The 13460-nt window shown below is 55.1% G+C and carries 19 protein-coding genes; 5 read left to right on the forward strand and 14 right to left on the reverse strand.

Annotated elements, in window-relative coordinates; all coding sequences use genetic code 11:
• Positions 1-41: 41 nt before the first annotated feature.
• The 8 genes from GFS31_RS03820 to GFS31_RS03855 all read right to left on the reverse strand — a co-directional run bounded on the left by GFS31_RS03820 (position 42) and on the right by GFS31_RS03855 (position 6874).
• Positions 42-2387, reverse strand: a complete 2346-nt coding sequence (locus GFS31_RS03820) for an AAA family ATPase (protein ID WP_198806942.1) — start codon at positions 2385-2387, stop codon at positions 42-44.
• Positions 2388-2418: 31 nt separating this feature from the next.
• Positions 2419-2607, reverse strand: a complete 189-nt coding sequence (locus GFS31_RS03825) for a hypothetical protein (protein WP_198806943.1) — start codon at positions 2605-2607, stop codon at positions 2419-2421.
• 58 nt (positions 2608-2665) lie between these two features.
• The gene (locus tag GFS31_RS03830; protein WP_198806944.1) at positions 2666-3517 is read right to left on the reverse strand and encodes an ATP-binding protein; all 852 of its coding nucleotides are present in this window, start codon (positions 3515-3517) and stop codon (positions 2666-2668) included.
• Positions 3518-3607: 90 nt separating this feature from the next.
• A complete protein-coding gene (locus tag GFS31_RS03835) occupies positions 3608-4054 on the reverse strand; it encodes a hypothetical protein (RefSeq protein WP_198806945.1) in 447 nt (148 codons plus the stop codon).
• Between the two features lie 59 nt (positions 4055-4113).
• Positions 4114-4386, reverse strand: coding sequence for a hypothetical protein (locus GFS31_RS03840; protein ID WP_198806946.1), 273 nt, complete (start codon positions 4384-4386; stop codon positions 4114-4116).
• Positions 4387-4488: 102 nt separating this feature from the next.
• Entirely contained in the window at positions 4489-5403 is a 915-nt protein-coding gene (locus GFS31_RS03845; RefSeq protein WP_198806947.1) for an ArdC family protein, read from the reverse strand.
• Between the two features lie 386 nt (positions 5404-5789).
• Positions 5790-6263 (reverse strand): hypothetical protein, encoded by a 474-nt coding sequence (locus GFS31_RS03850; protein ID WP_198806948.1) that lies wholly within the window; start codon positions 6261-6263, stop codon positions 5790-5792.
• An 89-nt stretch (positions 6264-6352) separates the two neighbouring features.
• Positions 6353-6874, reverse strand: coding sequence for a hypothetical protein (locus GFS31_RS03855; protein WP_198806949.1), 522 nt, complete (start codon positions 6872-6874; stop codon positions 6353-6355).
• 338 nt (positions 6875-7212) lie between these two features.
• Between GFS31_RS03855 and GFS31_RS03860 the strand changes: the two genes are divergently transcribed.
• The gene (locus tag GFS31_RS03860) at positions 7213-7371 is read left to right on the forward strand and encodes a hypothetical protein (RefSeq protein ID WP_198806950.1); all 159 of its coding nucleotides are present in this window, start codon (positions 7213-7215) and stop codon (positions 7369-7371) included.
• A gap of 1060 nt (positions 7372-8431) precedes the next feature.
• On the forward strand, positions 8432-8767 hold the full coding sequence (locus GFS31_RS03865) for a hypothetical protein (protein WP_198806951.1): 336 nt from the start codon (positions 8432-8434) through the stop codon (positions 8765-8767).
• A gap of 49 nt (positions 8768-8816) precedes the next feature.
• On the opposite strand, the gene GFS31_RS03870 is transcribed toward GFS31_RS03865, so the two are convergent.
• The 6 genes from GFS31_RS03870 to GFS31_RS03895 form a co-directional block, all read right to left on the reverse strand.
• Complete coding sequence (locus tag GFS31_RS03870; protein ID WP_198806952.1) at positions 8817-9119, reverse strand: hypothetical protein; 303 nt, start codon at positions 9117-9119, stop codon at positions 8817-8819.
• Between the two features lie 212 nt (positions 9120-9331).
• Positions 9332-9700 carry a hypothetical protein gene (locus GFS31_RS03875; RefSeq protein WP_198806953.1) on the reverse strand — a complete coding sequence of 123 codons (369 nt, stop codon included), beginning with the start codon at positions 9698-9700 and terminating at the stop codon, positions 9332-9334.
• The gene (locus tag GFS31_RS03880) at positions 9697-9912 is read right to left on the reverse strand and encodes a hypothetical protein (protein ID WP_198806954.1); all 216 of its coding nucleotides are present in this window, start codon (positions 9910-9912) and stop codon (positions 9697-9699) included. Before GFS31_RS03880 ends, GFS31_RS03875 begins: the two co-directional genes overlap by 4 nt.
• An 85-nt stretch (positions 9913-9997) precedes the next feature.
• Complete coding sequence (locus tag GFS31_RS03885; RefSeq protein ID WP_198806955.1) at positions 9998-10696, reverse strand: hypothetical protein; 699 nt, start codon at positions 10694-10696, stop codon at positions 9998-10000.
• Between the two features lie 355 nt (positions 10697-11051).
• Positions 11052-11366 (reverse strand): hypothetical protein, encoded by a 315-nt coding sequence (locus GFS31_RS03890; RefSeq protein ID WP_198806956.1) that lies wholly within the window; start codon positions 11364-11366, stop codon positions 11052-11054.
• A 98-nt stretch (positions 11367-11464) separates the two neighbouring features.
• Complete coding sequence (locus GFS31_RS03895) at positions 11465-12094, reverse strand: hypothetical protein (RefSeq protein ID WP_198806957.1); 630 nt, start codon at positions 12092-12094, stop codon at positions 11465-11467.
• A gap of 236 nt (positions 12095-12330) precedes the next feature.
• On the opposite strand from GFS31_RS03895, the gene GFS31_RS03900 reads away from it, so the two are divergent.
• The 3 genes from GFS31_RS03900 (at position 12331) to GFS31_RS03910 (ending at position 13458) form a co-directional block, all read left to right on the forward strand.
• Entirely contained in the window at positions 12331-12486 is a 156-nt protein-coding gene (locus tag GFS31_RS03900; RefSeq protein WP_198806958.1) for a ribbon-helix-helix domain-containing protein, read from the forward strand.
• Positions 12487-12637: 151 nt separating this feature from the next.
• Complete coding sequence (locus GFS31_RS03905) at positions 12638-13204, forward strand: hypothetical protein (protein WP_198806959.1); 567 nt, start codon at positions 12638-12640, stop codon at positions 13202-13204.
• 2 nt (positions 13205-13206) lie between these two features.
• A complete protein-coding gene (locus GFS31_RS03910) occupies positions 13207-13458 on the forward strand; it encodes a DUF4258 domain-containing protein (protein WP_198806960.1) in 252 nt (83 codons plus the stop codon).
• Positions 13459-13460: the final 2 nt, after the last annotated feature.

Consider the following 13460-nt stretch of genomic DNA (forward strand, 5'->3'; position numbering starts at 1 on the left):
CAGGGGCGGGATAGCAACACTGGCTTGCTAATTTTAGGGCATTATTCGCTTTCGTCCCCGTGGGCAAAGGTGAGGGCGCATTTGGCGCGGGTCAGGGCCACATACTTCAGGTTCATCTCCTGCTCCTTCTCCCAGGACTTCGTCGCCTTGGGGTGGGGCATGAGGTGAGGGTGTAGCACCACCACATGGTTAGCCTCCAGCCCCTTAGCTTTGTGGACGCTCGATAACCACACCTTCGCCCGTTGGTCGCTGAACAGCATGGCGATCTCTCGCCCTAGGTCTGCAACGGTATGGGGCCGGGTGGCTTGGTAGATCGCAAGGATCGTATTCGTCCGATCCTTAAAGTTAGCCATGGCCATCTCTAGCTCGTCTGAGTCCAGCCCTGCCCGTAGTTCCCGCTGCTCGACTAGATACTTCTGCAAGTAGACCTCTAGGCGGCTCATCTGGAAGCCCTGCATCTCTTCAAGCTGGTGAAGAATGCTGATCAGGTTTTTGCCGATGTCCGTCCCACGAATCCGGGCTGGAATCCCGGCGCGGATCAGGCTAAAGCACACGGCCACCAGGGGGGCATTTGTCCGGCAAACAATCAGATCCCCGTCGTTGATGTGCTGAACAATGTCCTCCTCGTCGATGTCCTCAATGGTGCCCTTGGGTGCCCCTGGTCGGGCCTCGATGCCGGGATAGACTTCGTTAGCAAGTTCGATGTGTGAGGTGGGGCAACGATAGCAGATCGATAGGGGTAGCACCTGGGCTTGGGTGCGCTGGGTGATGTTGGCGATACTCTGGGTGTCGGCTCCCGTGAAGCCATAGATACTGTTGCAAGTCACAATGCCATCCGCTACATATTTGTGATGGGTCTCAATATCTAGACTGTAAACCTCACCTTCAAACCACTCCCTATGTACATCAAGGGTTTCCCATTGATTTAAGCTACGCAAGGAACTATCTAATCCATCCGGCGCAATTGGAACACTCATGTAGCCTGGAATGAGATTACAGGCTTGGATCTCAAATAAAGTGTTCCTTCCTTGTCGGGTTCGATTGTTTCCATTGCGGCAATAAATGGGAAAATCCAACTTCCGCCCATGGGCTTCTAAACAACGCTTAGCATTGTCCTCCTGGGGAGTAAGCTGCTCATAGATGCGTTCAACCACTAAGCTGCTGTAGTCACCACTGCGTATTGGAGAATAGAACACAACCTGGGGCAATCCAAACTTCGCAGCGACCACGGCCTCATAAACTAGGGCGTCTTCGTGGGTTTGGTGAACTTTCAGTATCCAAGCTTCATCAGCCCTTTCCTGGCGGCAACGAGCAGCTAAGCCGAAATCGAAACTTGAAGTGCTGGGTTTTAGAAATAACCGACATTTCCCGACCCGAAAGCGTGACCCTTGACGCATCAGGTAGGTACAGTAGACCTCTGGATCAAAATTGCTCCAGCGAACCAGCCATTTGTGGGAATCTGTACAACGGGTTTCCCGATCCCCTGCTTTTACCGTATAGAGGTAGCCAGCATAATTTCTAGAAGCAACTTCTTGAACCTTGGCTTGCATAATAAAGCAAGCACTATCCCTTGAATAACTAACTACGGTATCGCCCGGTTTTAGCTGCTCAATGGGAACTTCATCACATTCCTCTGAATGCCAACGACTACTCCGTTTACGGGTCATCACCATTGTCCCTGCTGGCTGACACTGTCGCTTGTCGCCCACAAACAACATTCGGCCACCCCCGGCGCGGGCCTTCAGCACTAGCTCAAGCTGGGCCTTATTCAAGTCCTGGGCCTCGTCCACAAACACCCAATCAGCGGCTTTGGGCGATAGTTGCATCACATGGGGCAACCACACCATGTCGTTGTAGTCGATCACCTGTCGGGCCTGGTCGATGCCCTGGTACAAAATCGGAGCGATGGCCTTACAGGTAAACTCCCAATCCTTGCGGTCAAGGTCAAATCTAGCCGCTAGGGCGTCTAGGCCGTCCTGGTCGTCGGGTTCTGTGAGGGTGAGCTGCACCACATTCAGCAGGGCTTTAATCCGGGCGCTGGCCTTCTGGGCGGTTTCAAAGTCAGTCACACCATGGTCTGTCAGGTATTGGCGGATCAACTGGCTGTACTTCCGGCCTTCCACCTGGGGCCGTCCTAGGGACGATAGGGCCGATAGTCCTAGGGAATGAATGGTCTGCGCTCTCATCCCTTGGAGTTTGGTCTTTAGCTCCTCGGCAATGTGCCGATTGAACGCACAAAATAGGGCGTTGCGGGACTCTAGGCGCTTTGAGGCTTCTACACAGGTGGTCGTCTTGCCGCTGCCCGGTACAGCATCCACTACGGCATCACCAGCACCGCTGGCCACAAAGTCAAAGATGGCGGATTGATACTTAGAGGGTTCAAACATGATCGTTCTGGGGATAGATAGGGGAGTCAGGTTAGGCGGCAATGTGGATGTGGTCTGTCCAGTGGACTGTCGCATGAGACGGTGAGACTCGAATCTGAGCTTTGGCAATGGTGGGCTTGGCATAGCCCAATACCCCTAGAATTGCCTCGATGTCGGCGGGGGTGATCGGGGTCTGGCGTAGGTGGTCGTCTAGCTCAATGTGAAGGGTGTAGTGGGTCATGGCCGTTCTGGGGATAGAGGGAATGCCCCTGTAGGCAGGGGCTAGGGTTTACAAGGGGCTAGGCGGTCTTCAGTTGGTCAAGGCCATGGATCATGCTCACCAGCGCATCGCATTGTTCTGAGGTCAGTTGAGCAGGGCTAGTACAATTAAACTCAACTTTCATGATCATCTTCACCTCGTCGAGGCTGACCCCTACCGCTTCACGGGCGGCGCGAATCCGTTGTCCTTTTTCCTCGGCGGTTTCTGGCGCTTCCACGCCATCACTGAGCCAAGCCATCATGGTTTCTGCAAGGGCTTTGCCGGGGTTGAGGTGGGTGGTGTTGCTCAACTCAGGGCAACGGCTTTTAGAGATCGTCAGCAGGTGGTTCAGGTCAATTTCCCCGGATAGATCGAACTCGTACTCAATCCCGCTGGACTGAATCGGGGCGGTGCCGACCTTCCTAGGCGCTACACAGGTCTTCCCAGCTTTGTTGACGTACTCTTCCATTACCCATTCGGTTTTGGTACGCATGGTGCCGATAACATGGGCGGGGCTGGCCAACATGGCATTGATCAGGGCACGCTCAAGGGGCTTAACGTTCTTCCAGCCATCAAAACCTTTCCCGGCTAGGTCTAGCTCGGCAAACCACGCATGGCTAAGGCTATCAATCACAATTACGTCATATCCTGCCTGTCCGGCGTACTGGATCGCCTCCAGGTATTTGCTGGGGTGAAAGTCGGTCAATTGGCATACATCAAAATTAAACAGATCGGCATACTTGCTGGCGCTGCCGTGTTCGGTGTCAATCACCGCAACCTGTTTACCCAGATGTTGAGCAATGGCTAGGGCGCTGTAGGTCTTCCCTGCACCACTGGGGCCACAGAGGGCTAGGCGTAGACGGGCTTGGGTCTTGGTCGCTTTTTGAAACATGATCGTTGTCCTTCTTCGTTCTGGATGGATAAAGCCCGTGTGGTCGTCACGGGGGCGGCTTTTAGGGACTTCCGCCACAGGTCGCAGGGGTTAAGCCGCTAGGTGGGCTTGAACCATGAGCTTGGCGGCTTCAAACTGATTCATCGCAAGCTGGCGGTCAATCTTGAGGGATTGGTAGTCCTCCTGGGCCTTCTGTAGCCGTTGCTGGGCCGTTTGGTAGGCTTCACCCTGCATCAACTCAGACCGTTTGGCCTTGCGCTGCTGGTCATTCTTGAGGCTGCTATCCTCGGCAATGGTGCGCTCGATCTCTGCGGTGGCGGCGTCTAGTTTGGCCTGGGCCTGGTGCATTCGGGTTTCACTCCACAGCACAGCCCTAGACAGGCGCTCGATCTTCCCTGGAAGGGGGAGTAGCAGATCCGATAGGGAAATCCGGGTGGTGCCCTTGCAGTAGGAACAATTCTCTAGATCCTCAATGGCGTGGCGGTCGGTGGTGCGTTGGGTGCCGCTGGCTTCGCAGTATAGACAGGCGTAATCCATGATTTTGCTCTCCAAAAGTAACGGGGTGGGCAGATAGGCTCTGCCCTGGCCATGGGGATCTAAAATTCGCAGTCGCAAGGGTTGGGGTCGTCGTAGTGCCCAGACAGGTAGGCGCGGCTAGGAACTGACCACTGCACCTTTGAACCGTCCTTGCTGATCCGCTCGTGGATGTCTGCAATTTCGTGAAGAATGGTCTTGATGCCCCAAGACTTGACCATTTCCTCTAGGGCTAGGCAGTCCAGCCCCCACGCTGCGGCCTGTTGGTCTTCGGCGCTCTCGCGTTGGGCCTGGTCGCGTAGATAAGCAATCTCAAAGGGTTCGCGTACAATCATGGGTAGATCCTCTACTTCGTTCTGGGGATTGAATCTCCTGCCTTGCTTGGTCGTGGGGCAGGTTTTTTGTGGGCCTTTTAAGGCCATGCCCAGGGCGCGGGATTAAGCAGCTAGGGCTTCGTCCTCGGCCAACATTCCGGCATTACTCAGCAGGAATTTAGAAGCCTTCTGGGCTTGGCTTGCAGCCTGTAGAAATGCCTTCTTGTCGGACTTGAGAATTTCAATCCAATTCGATAGATAACTCGCGTGATTTTCTAGCTGGCTGGTCATGGCCAATTCATTGCAAATAAAGGCGGCGCTTAACTCTGCAATCAACTCCTCAAAAGCGTAGGCTTGGGAACCAAACTTATTGCCCAACTTGCGGTCTAGGCGGGTGCTGTGGCCTGTCCAGTGGCTTAGTTCATGGGCAAAGGTGGCGTAGTAGGCTTCAGCACTCGTAAAGTCTTCATAGGTGGGCATTTGAATGGTGTCTTGATTGGATGAATAGCAAGCCATATCGCCGCCAAACTTGACCTTTGCCTTCTGGGCTTTGATGAACTTCTCAGCTACATCTAGGCGGGGTTCTGCGTTGTTTCCACCCTTGCGATATTTCGCTAGATAATGCTCCTTCTTGGTGGTGGCTTCACTGTCGTCGATGCAATCCAGATTGAAGACACTTAACCACTTGAACGCATTGAAGAACTTCTGGCTAACTTCTCCCGTGGCTGCATCCGTCACTTCTTTACAAGCTCGTCCGCCCCAAACGAGACAGGTGGCCTTGCTGCCTTTGATGATTTTCCAATTCAACGCCTTAGCTTGGCTAAACCCCACAAACAAGGTGCTTTGGTAGTCGTTTAGCATCACGTCAATAGTGGCAATCAGGGGGTTCATACCTTGATATTGATGCCCGGTGATCGCGTTAGCGTAGGGGGTAGAATACCAAGGCTTCACCCATGGGGTTTTCCCGGCTTCCATCAGTGTCAAAATCTTATCGGTCAATAGCTGAAACTTATCCGTAGCCTGGGCTTTCTTAGCCATAATTTTTGTCCTTCTTCGTTCTGGGGATAAACCTGTGTGGTCGTCACAGGGGACAGTTTTAGGCCATGTCCAGGGCACGGGATTAAGCGGTTTCTGCGTAGGCTGATTCAATCCTTGCGCTACATCCATCGCAGAAAAGCTGTGGATTTTCCCAGTTAATAGCGGTGGCCTTAACGCTTTCTCTGTCTTCATCTGCACAGGTGGGGCATAGTACCGAACCCTGAGCATTTAGATAGAGGATGGGATAACAACCAACTGAGCTATAGGCTCTTAACTTGCCGTTTAACAGATAGTCTTCAATGCTCATAATTTCCTCTTCGTTCTGGGTGGATAAACCTGTGTGGTCGTCACAGGGGACAGTTTTAGGCCATGTCCAGGGCGCGAAATTAAGCGGCGTATCGGGCTGGTCTTTCTGCCACATTGGGGAATGGAATAACTGTTTTGGCTTTGATGTAATCCCGTAGCGAACCAAAGCCTAGTTTGGCTAGAACGGCATAGCCATGTTTGCAACATCCCCAGCCGAAAAATTCAAGCTGGTTATTGAGGTCATCACAGGTACAAAACACACCTTCCCGGCGAACTTCCACCACGTAGGCGGTATCTTTGTGTAGATTGCGAACCGTGTAGTGATTGGCTAAATCTAGACGCTCTGTGACCTTCAACCCTTTGATCTGGGCCTTGCGAAAATCAACAAAGTGCTGCATGAATACACGCTTGCTGATAAAGGTAGGGCGCTGTCCTTTTACCCAAACCCAGATCACTTTGAAGAACTGGCGGATCTCAACTTGGGCCGATGGCCGCAACCCCAGCAGACGGCGAACGGCGGCGGCGGAAAACAGAATGTTGAATGCTGTGACCATGGCTAAACCCCCTTAATGCTTACTTGCTAATTATAGCAAGTTTACTTGGTAAATTTAGCAAGTTAAGAGAGTTTAATACAAGTGAACCATTAAAATAAGCTGGGCTGAACAATGGCGGGGGCGGCGTGGAACCATCCACCACCGAGGGACACCAAACCCCAACCAGCCGGGGCGGGGACACCAGAGGGGAGGAACACCAGACAGGGAACCCCAGAACCCAGGGCAAAAGCCAAAGAAGCCCAAGTGCCAGAACCCAGCCCAGAGAAGGCCACAGCAGACCGCCCAGAGGGCCGCAACCCAGCAGGGCAGGGCGAAGCGGGGAACGACACCCAAACCCCACCAGAGGCCGACACAGCGCGGACACAGGCCACAGAACGGGCGGCAAAAGCACCCCGCCCAGAACCAAAGCTGGACGCAAAGAACACCTGAGCGCCGGGGAACGCCACACGGGCCGCGTGATCGATGCCACGGGCACAACCCACCACCACAGCCGCACCGGGGGCCACAGCGGGAACCAGCCCAGACAGGGCCGACAGGGAAGCAGCAGCAGGGGAACGGGAACCAGAGAACCCCACGCACGGAAAACCAGCAACCAAAGCAGCAGCAGACATAGAAACCACCTAAAACACTCTCTATATTGTACTAAATTTAGTGCAGATTACTTGCTAAATTTAGCAAGTTTTAGGCTATAATAAGGACAGGCAAGGGGGCGACACCAGCGCGAAGGCCACCACACCAGGGGAACCGCTAGCGGGGAACCGGAAACCCGGCAGGGAAGGGTAGACCCAAAGTAGGCGCAAGGCAAGCCAAGCCACCTAGCAGGCGGAAACCGACCGGAGTAAATGTGAGAGCCACCCAGGGGCGCAAGGGCGGCAGCAGCAGAGCAACGGCAGCAGACGCAAGCCTGAGAGGAACGGCAACCCACCCACCCCAAAGGCCACGGGGCGGGATGCCTAACCCACCACCACCGACCGGAACCGCTACAAGGGGGACACCCTACCGGACGGATGGCCAGGGGGCCACAGACCAGATCCACCAGCCGGGGGCCGGGGCCACGATCACCGAGGGCCGCACCGGGGCCGGGGCCACCTTCTTCTCCTCTGTCTAGAAACTAGGGTGGGTGGGCGGGGGGTGGGGGCGGGCATGGTCTTTCACAGAAGAAAACTCCCACCCTGGGCGGCGGGTGCCGGGGGGTGTGGGAAACTTCCTCGCTGAATAGTTGGCAGCAGGCGTTGGTAGCCTCCATCAAGCTTGTCCGTGGGGCGTCTGTTTTCCATGCCCCCTGGCGGGTATTGAACCGAAGCCGATAACCTTTTGGGTAAGCGACCCCCGCCGCCCCGTAACGCTATTGGGCTAAGCAGATAACCCCCCTAGGCTTGCGGGTGGCTGCTGGGGGCTGGGTACACAGGATAGGTTTTTAGAGGATAGCTGGGGTGCCGGGGTGGGGGCGGCAGGTGGCACAGGGCATTTCGCCGCCTAGAGTAGGTTTCCATCGGGGCATCGCTTGTCGATGCCTGGGGTGCCGGGGCTGTGGGGCGGCACTCGCCGTAGACGCCCCAAGCGCTAAGGCGGCAATCAAAGCCCGAAGGGCAACCTTATCCCTCGCTAAGCAGATCTACGACGAATGACTTACCCCTGAGATCCTTCCCTTCATCCAGGGAACACTCAACCCGTAACTTCTAACGACAATCCCTCACCTCAGCAATGGCGTGGGGGTTTCTTTATGCCAAAACAAAGCCCCTGGCCAGTGGCAGGCCAAGGGCAGACGATTTCATAGGTGCTTCAATGTCCACTACAGATAGCTTGCCCAGAACTAAACCGTTACTACCATCTAAGTCATTTGGCTGACCAGTGGACTGTCCTATGAGACTGCCTTGGCACTATATAGAGAGTAGATAGCAGCCATTGAGAGCTTGGCCACGAATGGCGCGGAGGGAAAGGCAGGCTCACCCACGATGTAGAGCATGTTGGCTGGATGAGGGTGCAGACATAGGATAGGTTTTACCGCCTGACCCCTCGGCGGGGTGTGCGGGTGGGGTCTTGGAAGGTAGGTTTGCAGAAGGTGAGGGCGGCGTGACAGCGCGGCCCATGTTACCTCCAGAGAGGGTGTGTTCTGAGGGGGATGGGCTGAGCAATATACTAGATTGAGCCTGTCAGTGGAGTCAGCCATGATTCAGGATATTCACTATGTAGTCGATGCCTTGGGTCATCGAGTAGCCGTCTTATTGGATTTAGCCACTTATCAACGGCTGGCAACGGTCGATCATGATCCTGATTTACTGATAGGGCTAAGCCACGATGAACTCACCGCCTTGGCCAATAGCGTTCTATCTCCAGAGTCACAAGACCAACTCCATGACTTATTGAGTCGCAACGCAGAAGAAGGGCTGTCAGAAAAAGAGCTAGCCATTCTCGACCAACTGACATCACAGGTTGATCATCTCAATAACATTAAGGCGAAAGTTCGCTATACCTTGGAAAAGCTCAATCAGGTTAGTTCCTAAAAATCTAGGGCCAACGCACAAAAAAGGGGAGCCGCAGCCCCCCAGGAAACTAGCCCACCAGCCGACAGCGAACCCGACCACCCCGCACACCGCCGACCAGAGCCACCTGGCCACCGGGCACCACACAAGGAACCGACACCGCAAAGCGCCCCGGCCCAGAGGACACCGAGCGCACCAGCACGAAGTAGCCCACGACCGCCGCCCACCGAGCCGCAAAGCCCGAAGGCAACTCAGCGAACCACACCTCAGCCACGAAGCCCGTGAACGAGCGATCCGACTCCCTCCAGGCGCACTCAACCGCACCGAACTCAGCCGCCAAACCCTGAACGAACTCAAACGGAACTGCAAGCATGACAACAACCAAACGCAACAGGCTTTAAGCACGCGCTCCAGAGAGGATGTCACTCCCAAGAGTAGGCGCAAGGGCAAGGCAGACCTCAAAAACACCAGCGAAGCACCGCTCCTGCCTTGCATGGCTCCGACCCTTGCGCCGATTCCCAGCGCGTATAATAGAAAAGCCTGCGTTGGTTGGCTTACAGAGTCGTTCGCATCCCCAGGGAAGCTCTACACCGAATTATCCACCCAGCCGCAATGCTCACAGTCCCAATGCACACGGGGCGGCTCGGTCTGAAGCAAAGGCATTTCACAATGGGGGCATCGTCCCGTAAACAGGGGGTGACTATCCAGCAGCTCCAGCCGTTGGGCCTGGGTCAACCGTTGCACAGGTTCTAGCACCAGGTCATCCCCGTAGTAGCTAGCCCCCTCTGGTTGCCACGGTTCCCCATACCAAGCCACTGTCTCAGCGTCGGGAATGGTCAGGTCAAGCTCGAAGTCTGGGCAGTGGGTTTCCTCCACTCCCGTAGGATGCACACCACAGACCAGGAGAGGACTGCGGGCATAGAACTTACATCGGCTACAGCAGTCCAGCTTCATTGACCACACGCCTCAACGCCATAGGCTTCAGTAACGGTGCCATCGGGGCTTAGGGTGGCACACCAAACGCCCCCGGCCCTCCACAGTCGATACTGGTGACTCCCCGCATGGATCGCCGTCGTCAGCAGCATCACCGCCACCACACCCGCGCCGACCGCTCCCACCACTCGCAGGGGCCGTACTGTAGTTGGGGTTATTGGAGCGTCTTTCATACTGCACCTGAAGTCACTGGGCTTAGAGTGCCCAACAGGTTAGATTCTGAATCAGGTGTGGTGCCATGAGCTTTGAACAGGGCAACTAATCATCAACGTAAATCATTGATCCGCCCATCATGCCACTACCACCAACTTTCTTACCGCTCTGGGTGATTAGACGGATTCGGGCTTTGTCTGCATCAGTAACACCGCTGTACCTGACCCAAATCGTCCATAGTTGAGTAGCGACTTCTTGCCGAGTAGCTTTGTTGAGCCCTAAAAATCCAGAGGATACGGTGATGTCGATGCAGGTATCGCAGTCTGTCATAAATCGGTCTGGTGCTACGCGAGTGACCAACTGGCCACTGGGGTCAATGCGCCTTAGCTCAGCCGCGAAGTTTTGCATGGGAGCTTGTCGAACCTCTGCTCGCGCTTGTGCTAGCTTGGCTTCGTAAGCTTGACTATGATTCCGCGCTACCTCAAAGTTAGCGGTATATTCAGCGATCTTGGCCTGGGCCTCGGCGTAGTCAGGATGATCCGCAGGAACTTGGCTCAGCGAGTTAATGGCGGTGTTCCACTGCTGAGAGACAGACCGCCATTGGTTCTCAGTGGCCCCCTGCGCGGCCAATGCTGCCTCATAACCTTGCTGCTTGCCCAAGGTGAGAAAGTCTGTTTCGACGACTGGGGGGGCTTCAGCCGCAACAGCAGCAGGTGGCGCAATTTCTGGGGCGGTAGCCTGGGAAAACCCACAGGACGCTAAGGGCACGGCTAGAGCAAAGACGGTCAGATAAAGCTTGAACATGGATATCTCCGATGGTGAATGGCCTTTATGGCTTTCACGACCGTCCCCCAAGGCTTTGTAGCGGATTCTTGAGTTGATTAGGGGGTTTAGTTGGAACGATAGGCTTAGTGTGCCCAGGAATCTAACCAACACACCACCCATCCAATAAAAAACCCTCGGCAATGCCAAGGGTAATACTCTCGCAAGGTACTGAGTTTAGGATTCCCAGGGGATAGGCGCTTATTTCATCTATCGGCCATACGGCTTAGTCCGTTATTCCCCTGGCGGTAGGCAGAAGTCACTAGAAACCGGACGAATCATGCCCTTCCGCATCCAGTATTTAATTCGGGCCATGAGGGGCGCAGGAGAGCGGAGGTTACTCAGAATCTTCGTCCTCACGTCGGGCGTTATCTGCTCTAAATAGGCTCCAAAAACCCTGTTGAACTTCGGCTTCATAGTATTCGTCCTCATCGAGCCTACGGTTACATTCGTCGTGCCAAGCGTCGGGATAGTCCCCGTTATAGTAGCCTCCTGTGGGAATGCCATCCTCATCTGGGCTGGAGTCGAAGGCTTCACCTCCTTCCCGCATCGCCATAGCCTGTTCGTGGCCACGCTTCGCCCAATCCTCATCGGTCATATCGTCCTCGCCGTCTTCACCGCGCCAGGACTGTCCACCAAAGGGCCAAGCCATTTGTACTATTGCACCTCATCTTACTGGATCTAAAAACCGTTGCCTAGGGTCTGTCGGGGGTGGATGGGGTGGCCCTCGCCCCCAAGAACACCACCTAGTCATGGTTCACCCTTTCCCTGCATCCGCTGTTGCCGTAGGGCGTTGTAGGCGCTAACTTCCGCTTGGGTTTCCACCTTGAAGCGCTTCACTCCGCGCAATGCCCCCTGAGCCTTAAACCGTTGAAGCTCCGCCTCAGAGAAGTCATCCTCAGCGGTGTTCAGTTGATCCACAAAGGCTTGGATATCTGCCATCTCTTGTTGGTAGGTGGCCTGGAGAGAACTGCCTTGGGTCTGCACCAGCGCTAGGGCGTTCCCCACCTCCTCCGGCATCAACTCGCCATCCATCACCCCCACCGAACTCCACTCATGGGCATAACGGCGCTTGGCGTCCTCGACCCACGCCTTCGAGTCCATGCCATCCCGCTTCACCCGCTGGGCAAAGTCATCAAACAAATCAGCCGCGAAGTCGGTATAGCGGCGGCCATCCTTCAGCAACGGTTCGGGGGCCACCCGTCGTAACCACTCAAACCAGCGGGTGCGAACGGTGGATGCCTTCACCTCAATGTCGGGATAGCGATTCGCAATGTCCTGGGTGCTGTAGGTGCGCCCACGGTGCGGGGGGCTGTGCGACTGCACACCGGGCGTTACATCCTCAACGGGCAAGGGGGCGTACTGTGATCCGTTTTCCATCGGTGTGTCCTGCTAGGGGAATTCGGCCAACCCCTCATCAATCGGGGCTGTGAGCCTGTGCGCTGCCTGTATCCCCGCTGCACCAGAGCTGTGCGGTAGTGGGTGTATCCGGTGTGCGCTGACTTCCCTGTTCGATAGCACGGATGTACTTTAAGGTAAAGCACGTTAAGGTAAAGTACATTACCCTAGGGTACTTTCAAGCATTTAGGATGATGGCTATCCCCAGAACATCTCCCATGGCCACTACAAAAGAAGTCCTCTCGGTTTATCTCGATGCTGATCTCAAGGAAGACCTAGCCCGGATGGCTAAGGCAGAGGATCGGTCGATGGCCTACATTGCCGCCAAGGCCATTGAGAAGGCGGTGCAAGAGTGGAAAGCAGGTCAGCCTTGATGAGCTACTGCCATGAAAAAGCCCTAGGCCAAATGGCTTAGGGCTAACGTGGATGTAGTGTGATAGTACAATAATACCATATCTGTTCTGGAGTTCACAGCGGCGATTATCGTGGGTAGGGTGGCAAGACAGTCCACTGGACAGACCTGCCATGACTAGCACGATTGATATTGATGAATTGCCTCTTCAAAGCTTGCCCGACCGTTACGGGGTGGCTCGTTCCCAGGTCTTCAACCGCATCAAGGCACTGGGCATCGAAACGATTAAGCGCAAGAACAAAGCCTACGTCAATCAAGACCAGTTGGCCCTATTGGATGATCTCCATGACCTCATCCAGGATGGCAAGACCCTGGATGAAGCAGCGGCTATCGTCAACCCCACCCCAAGACAGTCCCGCGAGACTCCAGGACAGTACATCGTCCCAACAGCAGGGGCCATGCTTGGGCCGTCCTACGAGACACCTGGACAGCTAGAGCTACTGCAAGCCCTGGTGGCCACCCTTGCCCAGCAGCAGCCCTCGGCCCCCATCAATCCCCTGGCCCGATTCGAGCAGCTTCAGGCCATGGCGGATCACGACTGGCGACCTAGCACCCAAGACCTCGCAGACCTCCTAGGGCTGGCCTCGCTCTCTGGCCCATCCTTCGAGCGTTATGGATTCCGCTTCACCAGGGCTGGCAAGAATGGGTCACAAACCGCTTGGAAAGTGGAGAAGCTGTAGCGATGGACTATCGGTTGACTCGTCACGCCATCGAAGGATTGGGCGAACGCAGCATTCCGCTCCAGCTTGTGGAGATGGTCTTAGCCGATCCAGAACAGCAGTTCGAGGAAGATGGCCTCATGGTTTACCAAAGCAGATTTGAGGGGACACAGGGAAAAACCTATCTCCTACGGGTCTTCGTCAATACCGCCGTTTCCCCCGCTAGAGTTGTTACCGTTTATAGAACCAGCAAACTTAACAAATACTGGAGGTGATC

It is taken from the genome of Leptolyngbya sp. BL0902 (assembly GCF_016403105.1).
Classification (GTDB): Bacteria; Cyanobacteriota; Cyanobacteriia; order Phormidesmidales; family Phormidesmidaceae; genus Nodosilinea.

Excerpts from the sequence above, each read along its gene's own strand:
- GFS31_RS03820 (WP_198806942.1), bottom strand. The coding sequence starts at position 2,387 with ATGTTTGAACCCTCTAAGTATCAATCCGCCATCTTTGACTTTGTGGCC.
- GFS31_RS03825 (WP_198806943.1), bottom strand. The coding sequence starts at position 2,607 with ATGACCCACTACACCCTTCACATTGAGCTAGACGACCACCTACGCCAG.
- GFS31_RS03830 (WP_198806944.1), bottom strand. The coding sequence starts at position 3,517 with ATGTTTCAAAAAGCGACCAAGACCCAAGCCCGTCTACGCCTAGCCCTC.
- GFS31_RS03835 (WP_198806945.1), bottom strand. The coding sequence starts at position 4,054 with ATGGATTACGCCTGTCTATACTGCGAAGCCAGCGGCACCCAACGCACC.
- GFS31_RS03840 (WP_198806946.1), bottom strand. The coding sequence starts at position 4,386 with ATGATTGTACGCGAACCCTTTGAGATTGCTTATCTACGCGACCAGGCC.
- GFS31_RS03845 (WP_198806947.1), bottom strand. The coding sequence starts at position 5,403 with ATGGCTAAGAAAGCCCAGGCTACGGATAAGTTTCAGCTATTGACCGAT.
- GFS31_RS03850 (WP_198806948.1), bottom strand. The coding sequence starts at position 6,263 with ATGGTCACAGCATTCAACATTCTGTTTTCCGCCGCCGCCGTTCGCCGT.
- GFS31_RS03855 (WP_198806949.1), bottom strand. The coding sequence starts at position 6,874 with ATGTCTGCTGCTGCTTTGGTTGCTGGTTTTCCGTGCGTGGGGTTCTCT.
- GFS31_RS03860 (WP_198806950.1), top strand. The coding sequence starts at position 7,213 with ATGCCTAACCCACCACCACCGACCGGAACCGCTACAAGGGGGACACCC.
- GFS31_RS03865 (WP_198806951.1), top strand. The coding sequence starts at position 8,432 with ATGATTCAGGATATTCACTATGTAGTCGATGCCTTGGGTCATCGAGTA.
- GFS31_RS03870 (WP_198806952.1), bottom strand. The coding sequence starts at position 9,119 with ATGCTTGCAGTTCCGTTTGAGTTCGTTCAGGGTTTGGCGGCTGAGTTC.
- GFS31_RS03875 (WP_198806953.1), bottom strand. The coding sequence starts at position 9,700 with ATGAAGCTGGACTGCTGTAGCCGATGTAAGTTCTATGCCCGCAGTCCT.
- GFS31_RS03880 (WP_198806954.1), bottom strand. The coding sequence starts at position 9,912 with ATGAAAGACGCTCCAATAACCCCAACTACAGTACGGCCCCTGCGAGTG.
- GFS31_RS03885 (WP_198806955.1), bottom strand. The coding sequence starts at position 10,696 with ATGTTCAAGCTTTATCTGACCGTCTTTGCTCTAGCCGTGCCCTTAGCG.
- GFS31_RS03890 (WP_198806956.1), bottom strand. The coding sequence starts at position 11,366 with ATGGCTTGGCCCTTTGGTGGACAGTCCTGGCGCGGTGAAGACGGCGAG.
- GFS31_RS03895 (WP_198806957.1), bottom strand. The coding sequence starts at position 12,094 with ATGGAAAACGGATCACAGTACGCCCCCTTGCCCGTTGAGGATGTAACG.
- GFS31_RS03900 (WP_198806958.1), top strand. The coding sequence starts at position 12,331 with ATGGCCACTACAAAAGAAGTCCTCTCGGTTTATCTCGATGCTGATCTC.
- GFS31_RS03905 (WP_198806959.1), top strand. The coding sequence starts at position 12,638 with ATGACTAGCACGATTGATATTGATGAATTGCCTCTTCAAAGCTTGCCC.
- GFS31_RS03910 (WP_198806960.1), top strand. The coding sequence starts at position 13,207 with ATGGACTATCGGTTGACTCGTCACGCCATCGAAGGATTGGGCGAACGC.